Annotated in this window: 19 protein-coding genes; 15 read left to right on the top strand and 4 right to left on the bottom strand. The window is 60.5% G+C overall.

Annotated features, from left to right (window positions below; translation table 11 throughout):
* Positions 1 to 53: 53 nt before the first annotated feature.
* From cobO to FQ182_RS07605, 13 genes are all read left to right on the top strand, one after another.
* Positions 54 to 665, top strand: coding sequence for a cob(I)yrinic acid a,c-diamide adenosyltransferase (cobO, locus tag FQ182_RS07665; protein WP_133101784.1), 612 nt, complete (start codon positions 54 to 56; stop codon positions 663 to 665).
* On the top strand, positions 662 to 2,002 hold the full coding sequence (locus FQ182_RS07660) for a cobyrinate a,c-diamide synthase (RefSeq protein WP_149412124.1): 1,341 nt from the start codon (positions 662 to 664) through the stop codon (positions 2,000 to 2,002). Before cobO ends, FQ182_RS07660 begins: the two co-directional genes overlap by 4 nt.
* Complete coding sequence (bluB, locus tag FQ182_RS07655) at positions 1,999 to 2,649, top strand: 5,6-dimethylbenzimidazole synthase (RefSeq protein ID WP_149412123.1); 651 nt, start codon at positions 1,999 to 2,001, stop codon at positions 2,647 to 2,649. Before FQ182_RS07660 ends, bluB begins: the two co-directional genes overlap by 4 nt.
* Positions 2,646 to 3,554, top strand: coding sequence for an adenosylcobinamide-phosphate synthase CbiB (cbiB, locus tag FQ182_RS07650; protein WP_149412122.1), 909 nt, complete (start codon positions 2,646 to 2,648; stop codon positions 3,552 to 3,554). Before bluB ends, cbiB begins: the two co-directional genes overlap by 4 nt.
* Entirely contained in the window at positions 3,547 to 4,536 is a 990-nt protein-coding gene (gene cobD / locus FQ182_RS07645) for a threonine-phosphate decarboxylase CobD (RefSeq protein WP_149412121.1), read from the top strand. The genes cbiB and cobD overlap by 8 nt, the downstream gene beginning before the upstream one ends.
* A complete protein-coding gene (locus FQ182_RS07640; protein ID WP_149412120.1) occupies positions 4,533 to 5,984 on the top strand; it encodes a cobyric acid synthase in 1,452 nt (483 codons plus the stop codon). The genes cobD and FQ182_RS07640 overlap by 4 nt, the downstream gene beginning before the upstream one ends.
* Before the next feature lie 574 nt (positions 5,985 to 6,558).
* Positions 6,559 to 7,080 carry a bifunctional adenosylcobinamide kinase/adenosylcobinamide-phosphate guanylyltransferase gene (cobU, locus tag FQ182_RS07635; RefSeq protein ID WP_149412119.1) on the top strand — a complete coding sequence of 174 codons (522 nt, stop codon included), beginning with the start codon at positions 6,559 to 6,561 and terminating at the stop codon, positions 7,078 to 7,080.
* The gene (gene cobT / locus FQ182_RS07630) at positions 7,077 to 8,132 is read left to right on the top strand and encodes a nicotinate-nucleotide--dimethylbenzimidazole phosphoribosyltransferase (protein WP_149412118.1); all 1,056 of its coding nucleotides are present in this window, start codon (positions 7,077 to 7,079) and stop codon (positions 8,130 to 8,132) included. The genes cobU and cobT overlap by 4 nt, the downstream gene beginning before the upstream one ends.
* Positions 8,129 to 8,704 (top strand): alpha-ribazole phosphatase family protein, encoded by a 576-nt coding sequence (gene cobC / locus FQ182_RS07625; RefSeq protein WP_149412117.1) that lies wholly within the window; start codon positions 8,129 to 8,131, stop codon positions 8,702 to 8,704. Before cobT ends, cobC begins: the two co-directional genes overlap by 4 nt.
* Positions 8,705 to 8,706: 2 nt before the next feature.
* On the top strand, positions 8,707 to 9,435 hold the full coding sequence (locus FQ182_RS07620) for an adenosylcobinamide-GDP ribazoletransferase (protein WP_149412116.1): 729 nt from the start codon (positions 8,707 to 8,709) through the stop codon (positions 9,433 to 9,435).
* 42 nt (positions 9,436 to 9,477) lie between these two features.
* On the top strand, positions 9,478 to 9,882 hold the full coding sequence (locus FQ182_RS07615; RefSeq protein ID WP_149412115.1) for a MarR family winged helix-turn-helix transcriptional regulator: 405 nt from the start codon (positions 9,478 to 9,480) through the stop codon (positions 9,880 to 9,882).
* Between the two features lie 63 nt (positions 9,883 to 9,945).
* Positions 9,946 to 11,145, top strand: a complete 1,200-nt coding sequence (locus FQ182_RS07610; RefSeq protein WP_178114410.1) for an MFS transporter — start codon at positions 9,946 to 9,948, stop codon at positions 11,143 to 11,145.
* Positions 11,146 to 11,295: 150 nt separating this feature from the next.
* Complete coding sequence (locus tag FQ182_RS07605) at positions 11,296 to 11,847, top strand: glutathione peroxidase (RefSeq protein ID WP_149412113.1); 552 nt, start codon at positions 11,296 to 11,298, stop codon at positions 11,845 to 11,847.
* A 65-nt stretch (positions 11,848 to 11,912) separates the two neighbouring features.
* On the opposite strand, the gene FQ182_RS07600 is transcribed toward FQ182_RS07605, so the two are convergent.
* The 3 genes from FQ182_RS07600 to FQ182_RS07590 form a co-directional block, all read right to left on the bottom strand.
* Entirely contained in the window at positions 11,913 to 13,196 is a 1,284-nt protein-coding gene (locus tag FQ182_RS07600) for an OmpP1/FadL family transporter (protein WP_149412112.1), read from the bottom strand.
* A 146-nt stretch (positions 13,197 to 13,342) separates the two neighbouring features.
* Positions 13,343 to 13,825, bottom strand: coding sequence for a hypothetical protein (locus tag FQ182_RS07595; protein ID WP_149412111.1), 483 nt, complete (start codon positions 13,823 to 13,825; stop codon positions 13,343 to 13,345).
* A 279-nt stretch (positions 13,826 to 14,104) separates the two neighbouring features.
* Entirely contained in the window at positions 14,105 to 14,329 is a 225-nt protein-coding gene (locus FQ182_RS07590) for a hypothetical protein (protein ID WP_019407963.1), read from the bottom strand.
* Between the two features lie 979 nt (positions 14,330 to 15,308).
* On the opposite strand from FQ182_RS07590, the gene FQ182_RS07580 reads away from it, so the two are divergent.
* Together FQ182_RS07580 and rmuC are read left to right on the top strand one after the other, a co-directional pair.
* The gene (locus tag FQ182_RS07580) at positions 15,309 to 15,632 is read left to right on the top strand and encodes a sel1 repeat family protein (RefSeq protein WP_149412110.1); all 324 of its coding nucleotides are present in this window, start codon (positions 15,309 to 15,311) and stop codon (positions 15,630 to 15,632) included.
* A gap of 175 nt (positions 15,633 to 15,807) precedes the next feature.
* Positions 15,808 to 17,172, top strand: a complete 1,365-nt coding sequence (rmuC, locus tag FQ182_RS07575) for a DNA recombination protein RmuC (protein WP_178114409.1) — start codon at positions 15,808 to 15,810, stop codon at positions 17,170 to 17,172.
* A 46-nt stretch (positions 17,173 to 17,218) separates the two neighbouring features.
* Here rmuC and FQ182_RS07570 read toward each other — a convergent pair whose 3' ends face one another.
* A complete protein-coding gene (locus FQ182_RS07570) occupies positions 17,219 to 20,689 on the bottom strand; it encodes a PAS domain-containing hybrid sensor histidine kinase/response regulator (protein ID WP_149412108.1) in 3,471 nt (1,156 codons plus the stop codon).
* Positions 20,690 to 20,712: the final 23 nt, after the last annotated feature.

The raw sequence follows: 20,712 nt of genomic DNA, 5'->3' as shown, positions 1-20,712 counted from the left end.
TGTTTTCTCTTTTCCTGCCCGCCGTTTTTGTCCAGCCCCAACGGAGAGCTGCCATGACTGAATCCCCCGATCGTGACGAACGCCACCTGGCGCGCATGCTGCGCAAAAAAGCGGTGATCGACGAGCGCATTGCCAATTCACCGAACGAATGCGGATTGCTGCTGGTGCTCACCGGCAACGGCAAAGGCAAGAGCAGTTCAGCCTTTGGCATGCTGGCCCGGGCCATGGGCCACGACCTGCAGTGCGGTGTGGTGCAGTTCATCAAGGGCCGCAATAGCACCGGTGAAGAGCTGTTCTTCCGCCGCTTCCCCGAGCAAGTGCGTTTCCATGTGATGGGCGAAGGCTTTACCTGGGAAACCCAGGACCGCCAGCGTGATATCGCCGCCGCCGAAGCCGCCTGGGTGGTGTCCCAGGAAATGCTGCGCGACCCGTCCATCGGCCTGGTGGTGCTGGATGAGTTGAACATCGCCCTCAAGCACGGCTACCTCGACCTGGACCAGGTCCTCAGCGACCTGCAAGCCCGCCCGCCGATGCAGCACGTACTGGTCACCGGTCGCGGTGCCAAGCCGGAACTGATTGAAATGGCCGACACCGTCACTGAAATGGGCGTGCTCAAACACGCGTTTCAGGCCGGTATCAAGGCACAGAAGGGCATCGAACTTTGAAGCAGTCCCGTCACTGCCCCGCAGTTCTGATCGCCGCACCCGCGTCAGGCCAGGGCAAAACCACCGTCACCGCCGCACTGGCCCGCTTGCACCGCAATCTTGGGCGCAAGGTCCGCGTGTTCAAGTGCGGCCCGGACTTTCTCGACCCGATGATCCACGAGCGCGCCAGCGGTGCGCCGGTCTATCAATTGGACATGTGGATGGTCGGCGAGCAGGAAAGTCGGCGGCTGTTGTGGGAAGCGGCGGGGGAGGCCGACCTGATTTTGATCGAAGGCGTCATGGGCCTGTTCGACGGCACGCCGTCCAGCGCTGACCTGGCGCGGCATTTTGGCGTGCCGGTGCTGGCGGTAATCGACGGCACGGCCATGGCCCAGACCTTTGGCGCTTTGGCCTTGGGGCTAGCCCGTTACCAGCCTGATCTGCCGTTCGCCGGGGTGCTGGCCAATCGCGTCGGCACCTTGCGTCATGCGCAGTTGCTGGAAGGTAGCCTTACCGAAGGCCTGCGCTGGTACGGCGCATTGTCGCGGGAGACCGGTATCGAGCTGCCGAGTCGTCATCTTGGGCTGGTGCAAGCCAGCGAATTGAATGACCTGGATCTGCGCCTGGATGCTGCCGCGCAAGCGTTGGGTAGCAGTTGCGAGGTAGCGCTGCCGCCGCCGGTAGAGTTCGCTGCGCCTGAGCCGATAGAGGCCGAACCGTTGCTGGCCGGTGTACGGATTGCCGTTGCCCGTGACGAAGCCTTTGCCTTTACCTACGGCGCCAGCCTCGACTTGTTGCGAGCGATGGGCGCCGAGCTGCGCTTCTTCTCGCCGATTCATGATTGTGAACTGCCAGAAGCGGACAGCCTGTACCTGCCCGGCGGTTATCCGGAACTGCATCACCTGGCGTTGTCGCAAAACACTTCGATGCTGACCGCCATCCGCGCCCACCATGGCGCCGGTAAGCCCTTGCTGGCCGAATGCGGCGGTATGCTGTATTTGCTGGACTCGCTCACCGATGTCGATGGCACCCGCGCCGAATTACTCGGACTGCTTCAGGGCGATGCTGTGATGCAAAAGCGCCTGGCCGCCCTGGCGCTGCAAAGTGTCGATTTGCCCGAAGGCGTTCTGCGTGGCCACACCTACCATCATTCCCTGACCAGCACCCAATGGCAGCCGATTGCCCGGGGCCTGAGCCCCAACGGCGGACGCGGCGCCGAGGCGGTTTATCGGCAGGGACGGATGACCGCCTCTTATGTGCACTTTTATTTCCCGTCCAACCCGACAGCGATTGCAGCGTTATTTGTGCCAGACACCCAAACCAATGTGGGAGCGGGCTTGCCCGCAATGAGGCCATGACCGACAACACCTTCCCCCAGGCCGACCGCGAAGCCGTCTACCGGGCCATCGCCGAACGCCGCGACATGCGCCACTTCAGCGGCGGCACCGTCGCTCCCGAGCTGCTTCACCGTTTGCTGCAAGCCGCCCACCAGGCACCCAGCGTCGGCCTGATGCAACCGTGGCGTTTCATCCGGATCAGTGACCGCGGCCTGCGGGGCAAGATTCAGCAACTGGTGGAAGAAGAGCGTATTCGCACCGCCGAAGCCCTCGGCGAGCGTTCCGACCAGTTTATGAAGCTCAAGGTCGAAGGCATCAATGATTGCGCCGAGGTGCTGGTGGCCGCGCTGATGGATGACCGCGAACGGCATATCTTCGGCCGTCGCACCTTGCCGGAAATGGACATGGCGTCCTTGTCCTGCGCGATCCAGAATCTATGGCTGGCATCCCGGGTCGAAGGGCTGGGTATGGGCTGGGTGTCGTTGTTCGAGCCCCAGGCCCTGGCCGATCTGCTGGGTTTGCCGGCGGGCGCCAAGCCCCTGGCGGTGCTGTGTCTGGGCCCGGTGGCCGAGTTCTACCCGGCACCGATGTTGCAGCTGGAAGGCTGGACCGAACCGCGTCCATTGAGTGACATGCTGTATGAGAATTATTGGGGAGTGAGTCAATGAGTGTGGCCTTGCTGAGTGTCGCTGCCGTGGCGCTGGATGCGCTGCTGGGCGAACCCAGGCGCTGGCATCCGCTGGTGGCATTCGGTAATTTCGCCGGGCGGATCGAGCAGCGTTTCAACTCGGGTGGCCGTGGCTGGCGCAGCCATGGCGTGACCGCCTGGGTGATCGCGGTGGTGCCGCTGACCCTACTGGCCACGGCCTTGTCGTGGGCGCCGTATGTGGGTTGGGTGATCGAGATCCTCGCGTTGTATTGCGCCCTCGGCATGCGCAGCCTTGGCGAACACGTGGCGCCCGTGGCCCAGGCCCTGCGCAGTGATGACCTGGACGAGGCGCGCAAGCGCGTCGGTTATCTGGTCAGCCGCCAAACCAGCGAGTTGGACCACACCGAAGTTGCACGCGCCGCCACCGAATCGGTATTGGAAAACGGCAGCGATGCGGTGTTCGCCGCGCTGTTCTGGTTTGTCATCGCCGGCGTGCCCGGCGTGGTGCTCTATCGCTTGAGCAATACCCTGGATGCCATGTGGGGTTATCGCAACCAACGTTTTGAACGTTTTGGCTGGGCTGCGGCGAAGATCGACGATCTGCTCAACTATATTCCCGCAAGGTTGGTGGCGTTGACCTACGCGCTACTGGGCAAAACTCGGCTGGCGATCAAGTGCTGGCGCACTCAAGGCCCAACCTGGGACAGCCCCAACGCCGGTCCGGTGATGGCGGCGGGCGCAGGTGCCCTGGGTGTCGAGTTGGGCGGGGCAGCGATTTATCACGGCGAACTGCATCAGCGTCCGCAATTGGGCGAAGGTGTGCCGGCGAGTGCCGATTCCATCGACCAAGGCTGGCAACTGGTGCAGCGCGGCGTGTGGCTATGGTTGTTGATTCTGTGTGTGGGGGCTGAATTTTATGCTTGAGCACGGTGGTCGGCTGCGCAAGGCAGCGATGCAATACGGCATCAGCGAGGCCGACTGGCTGGACCTATCCAGCGGCCTGGCGCCCTGGCCCTGGCCGATCCCCGAGGTCCCGCTACGGGCCTGGGCGCGCCTGCCGGAAACCGATGATGGCCTGGAGGCGGCCGCCTGCGAGTACTACGGCGCCGCCCAGGTGCTGCCGGTGCCCGGTTCCCAGGCCGCAATCCAATTGCTGCCGCGTCTGCGTCGTTCGGACAAGGTCGGCGTGCTGTCGCCGTGCTATGCCGAGCACGCCGAAGCCTGGCGCCGCGCCGGTTATATCGTGCGTGAAGTGCTGGAGCAGGAAGTGGACTTCTTCCTCGACAGCCTTGACGTGCTGGTGGTGGTCAATCCCAACAACCCCACCGGCCTGAGCCTCACGCCGCAACGCCTGCTGGACTGGCACGCACGCCTGGCCCAACGCGGCGGCTGGCTGGTGGTGGATGAGGCCTTTATGGACAACACCCCACAGTTAAGCCTGGCGAGCCAGACCCATCAGGTGGGCTTGATCGTATTGCGCTCGTTCGGCAAGTTTTTTGGCCTGGCCGGGGTTCGACTGGGCTTTGTCCTGGCCGAGCGCAAGTTGCTCAAGTTGCTTGCTGAACAAGTCGGGCCATGGGCGGTCAGCGGGCCGACGCGGATGTTGGGCCAGGTGTGCCTTAAGGATGTCGCCGGCCATACGCGCCAGCGCCTGCGCTGCGAAGAAGCCAGCCAGCGTCTGTTTGAACTGCTGGAGCGTCATGGCCTGCGACCGCAAGGCGGCTGCGCGCTGTTCCAGTGGTTGATTACCGACCGCGCCGAGCACCTGCACGAATTTATGGCCCAGCGCGGTATTCTGCTGCGCCTGTTTGTCCACGACAGCAGCCTGCGCTTTGGGCTACCGGGTACCGATGCTGACTGGCTGCGCCTGGAACAAGCGCTCACCGCGTACAAGCAAGCATCATGAGTACCTTGATGGTGCAGGGCACCACGTCCGATGCCGGCAAAAGCACCTTGGTCACCGCCTTGTGCCGCTGGCTGGTGCGCCAGGGCGTGGCGGTGGTGCCGTTCAAGCCGCAGAACATGGCGCTCAACAGCGCGGTGACTGCCGAGGGCGGCGAGATTGGCCGGGCCCAGGCGGTCCAGGCCCAGGCGGCGAAGCTGGCGCCTCACACCGATATGAACCCGGTGCTGCTCAAACCCAATAGCGACACCGGTTCGCAGGTCATCATCCATGGCCGGGCCGTCACCACCATGAATGCGGTGGCTTATCACGACTACAAGGCCATCGCCATGCAAGCGGTGTTGGCGTCCCATGCCCGCTTGAGCGCGGCGTATCCGGTGGTGATGGTGGAAGGTGCCGGATCACCCGCCGAGATCAATCTGCGAGCCAACGACATCGCCAACATGGGCTTTGCCGAGGCGGTGGATTGCCCGGTGCTGTTGATCGCCGATATCAATCGCGGCGGGGTGTTTGCTCATTTGGTAGGGACGCTGCAATTGCTGTCGCCTTCGGAGCAGGCGCGGGTCAAGGGTTTCATCATCAACCGTTTTCGTGGCGATATCGCGCTGCTGCAACCTGGGCTGGACTGGCTGGAAGAACGCACCGGCAAGCCGGTGGTGGGTGTTCTGCCTTACGTGATGGATTTGCACCTGGAGGCCGAAGACGGCATCGACCAGCGTCAGATCGACAAGGCGGCGCAGGTGCTCAAGGTAGTGGTGCCGGTATTGCCGCGTATCAGCAATCACACGGATTTTGATCCGCTGCGGCTGCATCCCCAGGTGGATTTGCAGTTTGTCGGGCCGGGGCAGGCGATTCCTGCGGCTGACCTGATTATCTTGCCGGGGTCGAAAAGCGTACGTAGCGACTTGGCCTATTTGCGGGCCAATGGTTGGGACGTGGCGCTGGGCCGGCACTTGCGCTATGGCGGCAAGGTGTTGGGGATTTGCGGTGGGTTGCAGATGCTTGGCGAGCAGGTGCATGACCCGTTGGGGCTGGAAGGGCCCTGCGGTTCCAGTGAGGGGCTGGGGCTTTTGGCGTTTAGCACGACGCTGGAAGAAGAGAAGCAGCTGCGCAATGTTCGCGGGCGGTTGCTGTTGGAAGACGCTGAGGTCAGTGGTTATGAGATTCATGCGGGTGTGACCAGTGGCAGTGCCTTGTCGCGGCCGGCGGTGGTTTTGGATGACGGTCGTAGGGAGGGTGCGCAAAGTGCCGACGGGCAGATTCTTGGTACTTATCTGCATGGGTTGTTTGAGACTCCGGCCGCTTGCAGTTCGTTGTTGCGCTGGGCGGGGTTGGAGAATGTGCAGGAAGTGGATTACCACGCCCTTCGCGAACGGGATATTGAGCGGTTGGCGGATTTGGTAGAGCAGCATTTGGATACGGGATTGTTGCGTCAGTTGTGTGGGGTTTGAGGGTGTACACCGATCTAGTGTGAGAGCCGGGCTTGCCCGCGGATCAATGCCTGCGTTCGGTCTCTGGTTTTATGGGCAGGCAGATCAAGAACTAGATCAAAAGCCAGTGCCCGCCAATCCGCTTTCTGGAGCGAGCTGGCTCGCCTGCGATGGGCTCACAGGCTCCGCATTCATCCAGGAAGCCCGTGTCATCGTTAACGACCATCGCGAGCAAGGAGCAGTAGATCCGCTCTTGCTTTTCACCACTCAGGTCGGCTACCAGGCCGCCGTGCTTTTGCTTTTGATCTTAGGCGCCCCGTTAACCACGATGGCTGAACGCAGGTATTGCTCCGTGGGTAAACCGGCAGGACGCCGGTTTAGCCGCGCTGGGCCAAGGATGGCCCATCGCGGCGGCCCACGGAGCAATGCCGGAGTGAAGGCATGCCGAGCCACAGCGAGGCACCAAGTGGTGGGGCAAGAGCCTTTTGCTTACTTTTGGGCTCTTTCAAAAGTGAGTCGCTGTAAGAGCGAAACCCCAAGCCGCCGTTACCGCAGCAACGGAAACACACACAATCAAAAAAAGAGGCCCCACCCCATGCTCCAACTAATCCTGGGCGGCGCCCGCTCCGGCAAAAGCCGCCTCGCCGAAAAACTCGCTGCGAACAGCATGCTCGCGGTCACCTACATAGCCACCAGCCAACCCCTGGACGGCGAAATGAACGAGCGCGTCACCCTGCATCGCCAGCGCCGCCCAGCGGAATGGAGCCTGATCGAAGAACCCATCGAACTGGCCCGCGTCCTACGGGAAGCCGCCGCCCCCGACCGCTGCCTGCTGGTCGACTGCCTGACCCTATGGCTAACCAACCTGCTGATGCTCGAAAATCCCGCACGTCTTGCCTCAGAGCGCGACGCCCTGCTGCAAACCCTAGCCTCCCTGCCAGGTGAAATCATCTTTGTCAGCAACGAGACCGGACTGGGTGTCGTGCCGCTGGGCGAATTGACTCGCCGCTATGTCGATGAAGCCGGTTGGCTGCATCAAGCCCTGGCCGAGCGTTGTCAGCGTGTTGTCCTGACCGTCGCCGGCCTGCCCCTGACTTTGAAAGGTACTGCGTTATGACTGACACCTGGTGGCTCAACCCTTGTAAGGCTATTGACGCCCAAGCGCACGCCCAAGCCCTGGCCCGTCAACAACAGCTGACCAAACCCGCCGGCTCCCTCGGCCAGTTGGACGCGGTGGCAGTGCAACTGGCCGGCTTGCAAGGGCAAGTCAAGCCGAGCCTCGACCACCTGTGGATCGCAATCTTTGCCGGCGATCACGGCGTGGTTGCCGAAGGAGTCTCCGCATTTCCCCAGGAAGTCACCGGGCAGATGCTGCGCAACTTCGTCACTGGCGGCGCTGCCATCAGCGTATTGGCCCGCCAGTTGGATGCGCAACTGGAAGTAATCGACCTGGGCACCGTCACGCCGTCGTTGAACCTGCCGGGTGTGCGTCACCTGAATATCGGCGCGGGCACCGCCAATTTCGTCAACGGCCCGGCGATGACCGAGGCCCAAGGCCGCCTGGCCCTGGAAGCGGGGCGCGACAGCGTGCGCCGGGCCGTCGCGGGCGGTGCTCAATTGTTCATCGGCGGCGAGATGGGCATCGGCAACACCACGGCAGCCAGTGCGCTGGCGTGTGCGTTGCTGGACTGCCGAGTGAGTGACTTGACCGGGCCAGGTACTGGCTTGAACGCCCAGGGCGTCAGCCATAAGGTGGCCGTGATCGAGCGTGCACTGGCATTACATATCACTCAGCGCGGCGATGCGCTGCAAGCCCTGTTCAACCTAGGTGGTTTCGAGATTGCCGCGTTGGTCGGTGCTTATCTGGCCTGCGCCCAAGAGGGTGTCGTGGTGTTGGTGGACGGTTTTATCTGCACCGTCGCAGCCCTGGTCGCCACGCGTCTAAATCCTGCGTGCCGTGAGTGGCTGCTGTTCGGTCATCGTGGTGCGGAGCCGGGCCATCGTCATGTGCTGGAAAGTCTTAACGCTGAACCGCTGCTAGAACTGAGCCTACGCCTGGGCGAAGGCAGTGGCGCTGCGTTGGCGGTGCCGTTGCTGCGCCTGGCTTGCGCGCTGCACGGGCAAATGGCAACCTTTGCCGAAGCCGCCGTGGCGGATCGTCCGGCATGACCTTGCACCTGGACTTGCTGCGTCACGGTGAAACCGAACTGGGCGGCGGCTTGCGCGGCAGCCTGGACGATGCGTTGACGGTCAAGGGCTGGGAGCAGATGCGTGCTGCTGTGATCGAACGGGGGCCGTGGGACCGTTTGGTCAGCTCGCCGCTACAACGTTGCGCGCGCTTTGCCGACGAGTTGGGCGTGCGCCTGAACCTGCCGGTGACCCTGGAAAAGGATCTGCAAGAGCTGCATTTCGGTGCCTGGGAAGGGCAGAGCGCTGCGAAGTTGATGGAAACCGATGCCGAGGCGTTGGGCTTGTTCTGGGCTGATCCCTATTGTTTCACCCCGCCCGATGGCGAACCGGTGGAGCAGTTTTCCAACCGTGTGCGCGGCGCCGTCTCGCGTTTGCATCAGGCCTATACCGGCCAACGAGTGCTGTTGATCAGCCACGGTGGGGTCATGCGCTTGCTGCTGGCCCAGGCCCGAGGCTTGCCCCGTGAGCAGCTGTTGAATGTTGAAGTCGGCCACGGCGGCTTGTTCAGCCTGCAGGTCGAGGCCAATGGTGTATTAAGGGAAGGCGCCTGATCATGCTGCCATTCTGGATTGCCCTGCAGTTTCTCAGCAGCTTGCCGATCCGCTTGCCGGGTATGCCGCAGCCGCAGGAACTGGGGCGTTCACTGCTGTTCTATCCGCTGGTGGGGCTGTTGTTCGGGCTGTTGCTGTGGGGCTTGAACACGGTGCTGATGGGCGCGCCGTTGCTGTTGCATGCGGCGTTGTTGCTGACGTCGTGGGTGTTGCTCAGCGGCGGCTTGCACCTGGACGGCCTGGCCGACAGCGCCGATGCCTGGTTGGGCGGTTTTGGTGACCGCGAGCGTACCCTGACCATCATGAAAGACCCTCGCAGCGGGCCGATTGCCGTGGTTACCCTGGGTCTGGTGTTGCTGCTTAAGTTTACTGCGCTGGTGGCCCTGATCGAACAGCACAACGGCGCGGCGCTACTCCTGGCACCGTTGATTGGTCGCAGCTCGATGTTGGCACTTTTTCTTACCACTCGCTATGTGCGGGCCGGAGGGCTGGGCCAGGCGTTATCGGATCATTTACCGCGGGTCGTCGGCCAACAGGTGCTGACCCTCAGTGGTCTGGCGTGCATCTTGATCGGCGGCTTCAGCGGTGGGATCGCGGTGTTACTGGCGGCCATCTGCTTCATTGGCTTGCGTCAACTGATGGTCAATCGACTGGGCGGCACCACCGGCGACACCGCCGGAGCCCTGTTGGAGTTGCTGGAAGTGGCGGTGTTGATTGGTCTGGCTTTGTAACAGTTTCTTGCATTTCCTTAATCGCGGGTATATACACGCGCCATGCTTGCCTCCCAATGTTTATGTACCAACCTGCGTCGTGCCGCTCGTGGCGTCAGCAGGCATTACGACGGCGCTCTCGACGGCTTCGGGATCAACGTCGCCCAGTATTCTTTGCTGTGTAACTTGCAGCGCCTTGATCAACCGAGCATTTCCAGCCTGGCCGATGCCATGGGCCTGGATCGCAGCACCCTGGGGCGCAATCTGCGGGTGCTGGAGGGCGAAGGTCTGGTGCAATTGGTCGAGGGAGACGATCTGCGCAATCGCCTGGTGCTGCTCACCGAGGCAGGTAATGAGCGGCTTGCCGCCGCCTTGCCCGCCTGGGAAGCTGCGCAGCAGAAGCTGATTGATCGGTTGGGAGCAGAAAAGCGCGAAACCCTGTTGGCCTTGCTGGACGAACTTGCTTAAACGCAAGTTTGTTCGATCATAAGCGGGTATATACCCGTGAACGGAGAATAAGAAATGACCTCGATGTGGCGTACTAGTGGCTGGATTCTTGTCGGGAGTGCGCTGATCCTGGCTCTGTCCCTGGGTGTGCGGCACGGATTTGGTCTATTCCTGGCGCCCATGAGTGCCGAATTTGGCTGGGGGCGCGAAACCTTTGCCTTTGCCATTGCCTTGCAAAACTTGATTTGGGGCCTGGCCCAACCCTTCACCGGCGCCGTGGCCGACCGCTTCGGTGCGGCAAAAGTGGTGATGATTGGCGGCGTACTTTATGCCCTGGGCCTGGTGTTCATGGGCTTATCGGACTCGGCATGGTCGCTGTCGTTGAGTGCCGGTTTATTGATCGGGATTGGCCTTTCCGGTACTTCGTTCTCGGTGATTCTTGGCGTGGTGGGGCGCGCCGTGCCAGCGGAGAAACGCAGCATGGCCATGGGTATCGCCAGTGCGGCCGGCTCTTTCGGCCAGTTCACCATGTTGCCGGGCACCCTGGGCTTGATCGGTTGGCTCGGCTGGTCTGCCGCGTTGCTGGTGCTGGGCCTTCTGGTGGCGTTGATCGTGCCGCTGGTGACCATGCTCAAGGATCGCCCGCTGCCGGTGCTGGCAGGCCAGCAGACGCTACGTGAAGCGCTGCACGAAGCCTGTTCCCATTCCGGTTTCTGGTTGCTGGCCTTTGGCTTTTTCGTCTGCGGTTTCCAGGTGGTATTTATTGGTGTGCATTTGCCGGCGTATCTGGTGGACCAGCATCTGCCGGCCACCGTGGGTACGACAGTGTTGGCGTTGATTGGCTTGTTCAATATCTTCGGCACCTACACAGCCGGTTGGCTCGGCGGGCGGATGTCCAAGCCGCGGCTGTTGACCGGCTTGTACCTGTTGCGGGCGGTGGTGATCGTGCTGTTCCTGTGGGCGCCGGTGACTGAAATGAGTGCCTACCTGTTCGGCATGGCCATGGGTTTCTTGTGGCTGTCCACCGTGCCGCTGACTAATGGCACGGTAGCGACCCTGTTTGGTGTCAGAAATCTTTCCATGCTGGGTGGGATCGTGTTTCTGTTCCACCAACTGGGTTCGTTCCTCGGTGGCTGGCTGGGCGGCGTGGTCTATGATCGAACCGGCAACTACGATTTGATCTGGCAAGTGGCGATTGTCTTGAGCGTGCTCGCCGCTGCCTTGAACTGGCCGGTGCGTGAGCGCCCGGTGGCCCGATTACAGGCGCAGATGGAGGCAGCATGAGTTCGATAGGGCGTTGGTTCGTGGCAGGGGGAGCGGGCCTGCTGCTGTTACTGGCATGGTGGGGGTGGCAGCAGGGCGGCCTGGCGTTGATGCAACTGGGCATGGCGATCTGTTAAGTTCTGTGTCTGAACCTATTCAAGGACATTCGACATGCTGATGCGCTGGCTTGCAGTACCGGCCCTGATGGTGGCTTTTGGCGGTGTTGCCATGGCCGCCGATTGCCCGGCGTTGCTTGAAGGCCAATTGCCCAAGTTGCGCGCCAAGGAGTCCATCGACCTGTGCCAGCGCTTTGCCGCAAAGCCGCTGGTGATCGTCAACACTGCCAGCTTCTGCGGGTTCGCTCCCCAGTTCAAAGGCCTTGAGGCGTTGTATCAGCGCTATAAGGACGATGGGCTGGAAGTGATTGGCGTACCGTCGGATGACTTCAAGCAGGAAGCCAAGACCGGCGAGGAAACGGCCAAGGTCTGCTACGTCAATTACGGTGTGACCTTCACCATGACCGAGCCGCAGAAGGTCAAGGGGCCAGACGCTGTGCACCTGTTCAAGATCCTTGCGCAACAAAGCAGCGCGCCCAAGTGGAACTTCTACAAGTACGTGGTAGATCGCCAGGGCAAGGTGATTGCCAATTTTTCCAGCCTAACCAAGCCCGACAGCCCGGATCTGATAAAGGCGGTGGAGCAGGCGTTGGCTTCCAAGCCCTGATCGCCGCCCATTAAAAAGCCCCGCCTCCTTTGCAGGAGGGCGGGGCTTTTTTACACCGGTCTGAATCAGAAGGTGTAAGTCATGCCCAGGCCGAAACCGTTGGCACTGTTTTGGTACTTGGCTTGGTAGTTGGACGGCAGCGAGGTGTTGTTGACCTTGATGTCCTCTTCCTTCAAGTACGAGTAAGCCAGGTCGACCGTCATGTTATCCATGACCTTATAGCCCAGACCCACACTGAAGATCGTACGGTCGCCAGTCGGGATGCGCGGTGAACGATCGGTGTTGTTGGTAGGCGACTGGTCGAATGTCAGGCCGGTACGCAGCACGACCTGTTTGGTCAACTGGTACGAGGTACCTACGGCATAGGCCCAGGTGTCGTGCCAGTTTTGCTCTTCGGTGATGTTAGCGATGCGGCTCGGGGCCAAGGCGCCACCGTTTGTCCCAGTCACACCGTCGTTATTGACGGTGATCTCTTTCAGGCGGCTCCAGCGCGTCCAGGTTGCACCGCCGTAGAGTTTCCAGGCGTCAGTCAGGTCTTGAGTGACCGACAGATCGTAGGACTCAGGGGTCTCGATTTTCAGGGAGGCGTCGTAACGGTTGTTGCGCAGCGCTCCTTGAGTCTGAGCCGGGCCTGTGACAGTGGTGTGGCCTTCAAGCTTGTATTTGACCTTCGAGTGGTAGGTCAGGCCGACACGGGTGGTGTCTGTAGCCTGGACCAGCACACCGAAGTTGAAGCCCAGTGCAGTGTCGTCACCCTTGATCTTGACGTTGGTATCAGCGAAAGGCGCGCCGATTACCAGGGTCTTGTCCGATTCCAATACGCCGGAAATTCGGTTGATGGTTGGGCCAAAACCGATGGAAACCTTGTCGTTGAAGGCATAGCTGACAGTTGGCTGGAAGGTCATGACCTTCACTTCGCTCTTGCTGCCAAAGCCACGGCCCTGGAAGCCGCTTTCGTAATCTGTCACCAGGCCGAAAGGTGCATACACACCAAAGCCGATGGCCCACTGATCGTCGAGTTTGTTGGTGTAGAAACCGAACGGCACCGCGGTGAACGGAACCATGTCGCCTTTGTTGGAACCGCTTGGGCGGCCACTGACGTCCTTGATGTCGGTCGACGCATCAATGGCAGCAACACCGCCGGTGATTTGCTGGCCATTCAAGCGAGACATACCGGCAGGGTTACCGTAGACAGTGCTTGCATCATCGGCAGAAGAAGAGCGACCCGCGAAACCGGTACCCATCCCGCTGACGCTTTGTTCGTTGAGGGCAAAGCCGCTTGCGAACAGTTGGGAGGAGACCATGGCAATGGCGAGGCTAAGTGTGGTCTTGAGCATTACTTTTTTCATTATTAGAACTCCGTGGTGATCACCGCTGCGGAAAGTAACAATATTTTCAAGTTAGCGCTATAGGCTGAAACACAGGAGATAGAGCGGTTTTGTAGGACAATCAGACCAAGGTGAGCGGTGTTTGCCGAATCTTGCAAATTGCCCGATCAGCAGGCGACCTGATTCAGCGGTGAAACACAGGTGTGCCAGGCGCGGGTGAAATCCCGCAGCCGGCCCTGGGGTTGGAAGATTTCTCGCCAGATTCGCGCCATGGCCTGCACGTCGTCGGGAGAGGGTAGGGCGGGGTGATGTTTCTCCACCAGCAGCCAGGCAATGGCAGTGGCGTAACGCAGGTTGACCGTCAACTCAAGCTGGGGCCCGCTAAGGAATGCGTGTTGGCTGGCGAGACCTCGTACCAGGCTGGCGCGTTCTGGGTCGAGGGCCAGGTATTCGTCCCACAGGGCCCGGTGGCGTAGTTCAGTGATGCGATACAGACCATGACCTCGACGGTCATGCAGGGCGGTACCCAAGGCTGATTGGCTGGCAGCGATGCCCAGCAGCAGGGATTCCGCAGCTTGGCTGTGGCGGCCCAGGTAAATCAAGGTGGGCCGGATCACATAACGACACAATTCGCTGGCGGCGATACCCATAAAGCCCTCGAAGCGTGGAAGTGGTCGACGAGGCCTGAGAAGGGGGGGCTTGGCAGCGGTGAATCGGATCTCAGGCTCGCCGGAAGCGGATCATGCCGCTTGAGTTGAAGTGTAGTGTCATATTTACGACGTAAAGGACTGTTTTTAAAATATTTTTATCATTCGGTTATAACCGTTATATCTGTTTGAACTTAAGTAAAAGTTCAATTGCTCGGATTTCAGGCAATAAAAAACCCTGCTTTGCAGGCAGGGTTTCGGGTTTTTCAGTGTTGGGGTCGATCAGGCAATCAGTGCCTGACGGGTACGCTCGATCACGGCCTGCAGCGGTTCTGCGCTGGAGTATTGATCGGGGTACAGGCGTTCACTGTGACGAGCGATGCCGTGTTCGTTGACCAGGGTGAAGCTGAAGCAGCCTTTACGAGCGGCCATGATCAGGCAATTCATTGGTGCAAAAGCATTGGTGAGGGTGCGAATGGCATCCTGAGTATGGATTTGAGTGGACATATTATTGGTGTTCCTACAAATAACACGGTTAAAAACCGTGCAACATTAAAACGTTCCAGTGACGTTGATCACCATTGATCGAACGAAGAGCCCGACTGGAACAAAGCAGCCAGTTTGAAGCGCTAATTAGTTTGGCGCGCTTGGGCTGGCAGGTAGGTACTTAGGAGGGCAGGCAACACAACAGGGGCAAAGGTTCTGGGCCCAGGGTGAAGATCCTGATCAATCTGCAGGTTGGTTCGGTCAGAGTATTGAGACTTCGCGACACCCTTTGCATTATTCAAAGGCAGTGTCGTCGCAAGTGATACCTGGAAACCATCGAGGTGGTCGATCCCATCGATATGGACAGTAACTCTTCTTTAGGAAAGTTATGTCGCGGGGGATTTGTTCGACCAGAATTGACTTTCAGCTTGGTACTAACGCCGGGGATACTAACGGATTGAATCCTGAAAAGGAAGCGCGTTAGAGAAAATACTTCAGTCAGCCCCTAGAAACCCTGGATAAATCAGCGAGGTCGTCGTCGCGGCTAGCCGAATGCCTTTCATGTAGGCCGAACAGTGTGGCGAGCTCAAGAGCGTTTGAAAAGTGGCGGTGGTGTGAGGCGTCAGTAACGTTTTGGGGTGGCGGTGGGCTAAAAAGGGCGGCGATATAACCACCATGTGGGCAGTTGTGCACATTGGTTGCGCAGCGTGTCACCTCACAGTCATAAGGTTGGTAATACCCTTGAGTGCCTGCAACGAAAATTTAAGTCAATGAAAAATCTGGCTTTTTTTTATTGGTGAAAAAATCGTCAGTTTGACTGCGGCCCCCATTCCATGGGCCTTTGCGGGAGTTAAAGGAGGGTTGTCCACTGAGTTATCCACAGCTTCTGTGGATTGTCCCAAGCGCTTGCTCTAGGACGGGCGTGCAGGCTTTTTTCAGCTTTACCCGTATGAAAAAAGGAGTAGAGTGGCGCGCCTTCCGTTCTGCCCTACAGTGCTTTATGAAGTTTCGCTCAGTATCACCTTCTGTTACCGACAGCCCTTCCGTTGTTACCGCACCCAAGCGTTTTTCCTTGAGGGTCGCTTTGTGGCTGCTGGACAACCCGCGCCTAGCTGACAGCCCCAACGTCAAGCATTTTGCTGGTCGCTTGCTCAAGCAGCCCGCCCGTGAAGGTGTGGTTGCCGCGCAAAGTCGATTAGGCCAATTGATGTGCCGCGAATGTGGCAGCGCCCGGGACCGGCGCATCGGTCACGATCTGTTGCGTCAGGCCGCCCGTGCCGGCGACCTCCGTGCCCAGCGCGAACTGGGCCAAATCGAAGACTGAGCTGTCCACGGCGCGCCTGCTTGGTTAACCTTCTTCTTTTATGGTGATGGCAGGAGTGGCTATGGCTTTTGACTGGACCAGTGTGGCGCTGGGTCTCGCTGCTGCTGCGTTACCTTTATTGGTGCTGTGCTGGCAGATTCAGCGACGCCTGAGTGCGCGAATGGCCGGCTGGGAATTGCTCGAAGAGCGCCTCTCCATCGCGCAACTAGCCCAGGAAGGGTTGGCGGCGCAATTGGACGCCAGTCGCGATGAAATCAGTGACCTGAGCCAGGCCAATGCCGCCAAGCAGGCGGATCTTGCTGCTGTGCGCCGGGAAGTCGAGTTGCTGCAGATCGATCGCGACAACGCGCGCGACGCTGCCCATACCTGGAATATCGAGCGCTCTGCCAAGGAAGTCGAGTTGCGGCGCCTTGATGCCTTGTCGGCCGCCCTGCGCGCCGAACTTCGGGAACAACAGGAAAGCCATCAGCAACGCCTCAGCGACCTGCAAGGTTCGCGGGATGAACTGCGGGCACAGTTCGCGGAGCTCGCCGGAAAAATTTTCGACGAGCGCGAGCAGCGGTTCGCCGAAACCAGCCAGCAGCGCCTGGGACAACTGCTTGATCCCCTCAAGGAGCGCATTCAGTCCTTCGAAAAGCGGGTGGAAGAAAGCTATCAGAGTGAGGCGCGGGAACGCTTTTCCCTGGCCAAGGAACTTGAGCGCCTGCAGCAACTGAACCTGCGTCTGTCGGATGAAGCGACCAACCTGACCCGTGCCCTCAAAGGCCAGAAAACCCAGGGCAACTGGGGTGAGTTGATTCTTGAAAGGGTGCTTGAGCATGCAGGCCTGGAGAAAGGCCGCGAGTACCAGACCCAGGTCAACCTCAAGGGCCCGGATGGCGAGCGCTTCCAGCCGGACGTGCTGATCATGTTGCCGGGCGACAAGCAGGTGGTGGTGGACTCCAAGGTCAGCCTGACCGCCTATCAGCAGTACGTTGTTGCTGACGATGAAGTGATCGGCCAGGCCGCTCTCAAGCAGCATGTCTTGTCCTTGCGCACCCACGTCAAAGGCCTCGCCGGCAAGGACTATAAGCGTCTGGAGGGCTTGCACAGCCTGGACTTTGTCCTGCTGTTCGTGCCCATCGAAGCCGCGTTTTCCGCTGCATTGCAGGCTGAGCCGAATCTGTTTCAGGAGGCTTTCGACCGCAACATCGTCATCGTCAGCCCGACGACGTTACTGGCGACCCTACGGGTGATCGACAGCCTGTGGAAACAGGAACGGCAAACCCAGAACGCCCGGGAAATCGCCGAGCGTGCTGGCTGGCTGTATGACAAGTTCGTATTGTTTATCCAGGATCTGGACGAGGTGGGCAATCGCCTGCAGCAGTTGGACAAGGCCTACAGCGCGGCGCGCAATAAGCTGACAGATGGACGCGGGAATCTGGTCAGTCGTACCGAACAACTGAAACTGCTCGGTGCTCGCGCCAGTAAAAGCCTGCCGGCCGATCTGCTGGAGCGGGCGATGACCGATGAAGACGGTGTGGCGCAGTTGCCGGAGTAGAGCCCCGTCAATATGTGAGGCTCCCACAGGTAACGTGCCTCCTTGGCTACAACGGTAAATGCCGACTCAACAACGCCCTAAGCGCCGCAGGCTTGACCGGTTTGGCCAAATAATCCAATCCCGCGGCATGCACCTCGGCCACCATTTCTGGGCGCCCATCGGCGCTGATCACCACGCCTGGTATTGGTGCCGCCAGCTCTGCTCGCAGCCAACCCATCAACTCAGTACCGGTCTCGCCGTGGTCCAGGTGGTAATCCACCAGGGCCAATTGCGGTCGCATCCCCTCTGCCAGCAACGCCACGCACTGCGCCTGGTCGCGGGCGGTCCAGACCTGGCAACCCCAGCGAGTCAGCAAGCTGCGCATGCCGATGAGGATGCTGTCTTCGTTATCCACGCACAGCACCTGGGCGCCACTCATGGGTTGGCCATTTTCCAGTACGGTCTGGACCGGTGTGCTGGTTTGCTTGCGGGCCAGGGGCACGCTGACGCTGAATACGCTGCCCTTGCCCGGCCATGAGCGCACACGCAAGCGGTGGCCAAGTACTCGGCACAGGCCGTCGGCGATCGCCAGCCCAAGGCCCAGGCCCTTTTCGGCACGGGTCTGGTGGCTGTCCAGGCGCTTGAACTCTTCGAAGATCACTTTCTGTTTGTCTGGCGGGATGCCGGGACCCCGGTCCCAGACCTCCAGGCATAGCTCTCCCCGGCGCCGCCGCACCCCCAGCAGCACCGGGCCATCGGCATATCGGAAGGCGTTGGTCAGGAAATTCTGCAAAACCCGTCGCAGCAACTTGATGTCGCTGTCGACACGCAAGCGGCTGCCCCGCACGCGGAAGTCCAGGCCTTGTTCCTGGGCCAGTGCCTTGAACTCGGCGCCCAAGGCATCAAACAGTTCGTTGAGGGCAAAGGGGTGGTGCTGAGGATTGATCTTGCCGTTTTCCAGGCGTGAGATGTCCAGTAGGTCGCTAATCAGGTCTTCGGCCGAGCGCAGCGAGCTGTCCAGATGCTGCACCAGTTGCCGGGTTTCCCCCGACAATCCGTCGTTCTGATGGGAGAGGGCGGCGGAGAACAACCGCGCCGCGTTCAGCGGTTGCATCAGGTCGTGGCTGACCGCCGCCAGGAACCTTGTTTTCGACTGGTTGGCCGATTCGGCGACGCCTTTGGCATCGGTCAGGGCGACGTTCAGTTGCGACAGTTCATGGGTACGTTCAGTGACGCGCTGCTCCAGGCCTTCGTTGGCCTCGGTCAAGGCTTGCTCGGCCTCGCGGAATGCGGTGATGTCGGTGAAACTCATGACAAAGCCGCCGCCGGGCATCGGGTTGCCAATCAGCTCGATCACCCGGCCATTGGGGAACAGGCGCTCCGAGGTATGGGCACGGCCTTGGCGCATCCAATGCAGGCGCCGGGCGACATGCACTTCGGCTTCCCCCGGACCGCACAGTCCGCGTTCGGCGTTGTAGCGAATAATGTCGGCAATCGGCCGGCCGACGCTGATCAGTCCGTCCGGGTAATTGAACAGCTCCAGATAACGACGGTTCCAGGCCACCAGCTTGAGGGACTGGTCGACCACGCTGATGCCTTGGGTGATGTTTTCAATGGCGCCCTGCAACAGCGCCCGGTTGAACTGCAGCACTTCCGAGGCTTCGTCGGCGATTCGTACGACGTCTTCAAGCTGCATTTCCCGGCCTTCAATGGCCGCTTTCACCACCGCTCGGGTCGAGGAGGCGCCCAGCACACCGGCCAGCAGCCGCTCGGTGTGGGCGATCCAGTCATTGTCAGCGTTCTGGTTAGGGTTGAAGCCTTTGCCTTGGCGATAGGCGAAGCGGATAAAGCTCTGTTGCGCCCGTTCTTCACCGACGAAGCGGGCGGCCAGGCTGAGCAGGTCGTTGATCTGCACCGAGAGCATAGAGCGCGTACTGGCGCGCTGACTGGTTTCCTGGCCGATAAATCGGCCGGCCTGCCAGTGTTCGGAGACCCGTGTGCGCGACAACACGGAAACCCAGGCAAACAGCGTGAAGTTACCGGCCAGGGACAGCACCACGCCTTGGGTCAGTGGCGTGATCGGCAGTCCCAGCGGGTTGCCATGCAACCAGCTCAGGCCAGGGAAGATACTCAGTGACCAACCCAGGCTGTGGGCCGCAATCGGCAGTACCAAGGTGTAGAACCACAGGAATGTCCCTGCCGCCAATCCGGCAAACACCCCACGGCGGTTGGCCTGTTTCCAATACAGCGCACCGAGCATCGCCGGCGCCAGTTGGGTGACAGCGGCAAAGGCAATCTGGCCGATGGTCGCCAGGCTCGCGGTGGAGCCCAGCAGGCGGTAGCTGACGTAAGCCAGCAGGAGAATGATGACGATACTGACCCGGCGCACCGAGAGCATCCAGTGGCGGAACACTTCGAATGGACGTTCGGCGTTGGTACGGCGCAGCAACCAGGGCAGCAGCATATCGTTGGAGACCATGGTCGACAGCGCGACACTGGCCACGATCACCATGCCGGTCGCCGCCGAAGCACCCCCGATAAAGGCCAGCAGCGCCAGGGCCGGATGGGATTCGGCCAGGGGCAGGCTGATCACATAGGAGTCGGGCAGTACCGAACCCGGCAGCAGCATTTTCCCACCCAGGGCAATCGGCACCACGAACAGCGCGGCCAGCACCAGATACGCGGGGAACACCCACTTGGCCAGGCGCAAATCCTGAGGGTCGATATTTTCCACCACAGTGACGTGGAACTGCCGGGGCAGGCAGATGATCGCCATCATTGCCACGCCAGTCTGGACCACCATCGATGGCCAGTTGATGGTCTCTTTCCAGTACTCCTCCAGCCGTGGCGCAAGCATTGCCTGGCTGAACAAATCATCAAAACCGTCATACAGGCCATAGGTAACGAAGGCGCCAACAGCGAGGAACGCGAACAGCTTGACCAGGGATTCAAAGGCAATCGCCAGCACCATGCCGCGGTGGTGTTCCGTGGCATCGAGGTTGCGGGTACCGAAGACAATGGTGAACAGTGCCAGCACTAGCGACACGATCAGTGCGGTGTCCTGGGCCCGTGTGCCGGTGGCATCGGCGCCGGCACCGATCAGCAGGTTCACCCCCAGCACGATGCCTTTGAGTTGCAGGGCAATGTACGGCAGCACGCCCACCAGGCAGATCAGAGCTACCACCACTGCCAGGGACTGGGACTTGCCATAGCGGGCGGCGATAAAGTCGGCAATGGAGGTGATGTTCTCCTGCTTGCTGATCAATATCATTTTTTGCAGCACCCAGGGTGCCAACACCAGCAACAGCACCGGACCCAGGTAAATCGGTAAAAACGCCCACAACTGTTCGGCCGCCTGGCCGACCGCGCCGAAGAAGGTCCAACTGGTGCAATAGACGGCCAGCGACAGGCTATACACCCAGGCACGCACCCGTGGTGGCAGCGGCGTGCGGCGGCGGTCACCATAGAAGGCAATGGCAAACATAATGGCCATATAAGCCAGGGCAACGGCGGCGATCAGCCCGCTGGACAGCGTCATGAGAACTCCGGACATAAGAACAC

Source organism: Pseudomonas sp. ANT_H4, from assembly GCF_008369295.1.
GTDB lineage: Bacteria > Pseudomonadota > Gammaproteobacteria > Pseudomonadales > Pseudomonadaceae > Aquipseudomonas.
Note: the sequence above shows the minus strand (reverse complement) of the source record. Positions and strands in the feature narration are given on the sequence as shown.

Excerpts from the sequence above, each read along its gene's own strand:
- cobO (WP_133101784.1), top strand. The coding sequence starts at position 54 with ATGACTGAATCCCCCGATCGTGACGAACGCCACCTGGCGCGCATGCTG.
- bluB (WP_149412123.1), top strand. The coding sequence starts at position 1,999 with ATGACCGACAACACCTTCCCCCAGGCCGACCGCGAAGCCGTCTACCGG.
- cbiB (WP_149412122.1), top strand. The coding sequence starts at position 2,646 with ATGAGTGTGGCCTTGCTGAGTGTCGCTGCCGTGGCGCTGGATGCGCTG.
- cobD (WP_149412121.1), top strand. The coding sequence starts at position 3,547 with ATGCTTGAGCACGGTGGTCGGCTGCGCAAGGCAGCGATGCAATACGGC.
- FQ182_RS07640 (WP_149412120.1), top strand. The coding sequence starts at position 4,533 with ATGAGTACCTTGATGGTGCAGGGCACCACGTCCGATGCCGGCAAAAGC.
- cobU (WP_149412119.1), top strand. The coding sequence starts at position 6,559 with ATGCTCCAACTAATCCTGGGCGGCGCCCGCTCCGGCAAAAGCCGCCTC.
- cobT (WP_149412118.1), top strand. The coding sequence starts at position 7,077 with ATGACTGACACCTGGTGGCTCAACCCTTGTAAGGCTATTGACGCCCAA.
- cobC (WP_149412117.1), top strand. The coding sequence starts at position 8,129 with ATGACCTTGCACCTGGACTTGCTGCGTCACGGTGAAACCGAACTGGGC.
- FQ182_RS07620 (WP_149412116.1), top strand. The coding sequence starts at position 8,707 with ATGCTGCCATTCTGGATTGCCCTGCAGTTTCTCAGCAGCTTGCCGATC.
- FQ182_RS07615 (WP_149412115.1), top strand. The coding sequence starts at position 9,478 with ATGCTTGCCTCCCAATGTTTATGTACCAACCTGCGTCGTGCCGCTCGT.
- FQ182_RS07610 (WP_178114410.1), top strand. The coding sequence starts at position 9,946 with ATGTGGCGTACTAGTGGCTGGATTCTTGTCGGGAGTGCGCTGATCCTG.
- FQ182_RS07605 (WP_149412113.1), top strand. The coding sequence starts at position 11,296 with ATGCTGATGCGCTGGCTTGCAGTACCGGCCCTGATGGTGGCTTTTGGC.
- FQ182_RS07600 (WP_149412112.1), bottom strand. The coding sequence starts at position 13,196 with ATGAAAAAAGTAATGCTCAAGACCACACTTAGCCTCGCCATTGCCATG.
- FQ182_RS07595 (WP_149412111.1), bottom strand. The coding sequence starts at position 13,825 with ATGGGTATCGCCGCCAGCGAATTGTGTCGTTATGTGATCCGGCCCACC.
- FQ182_RS07590 (WP_019407963.1), bottom strand. The coding sequence starts at position 14,329 with ATGTCCACTCAAATCCATACTCAGGATGCCATTCGCACCCTCACCAAT.
- FQ182_RS07580 (WP_149412110.1), top strand. The coding sequence starts at position 15,309 with ATGAAGTTTCGCTCAGTATCACCTTCTGTTACCGACAGCCCTTCCGTT.
- FQ182_RS07570 (WP_149412108.1), bottom strand. The coding sequence starts at position 20,689 with ATGACGCTGTCCAGCGGGCTGATCGCCGCCGTTGCCCTGGCTTATATG.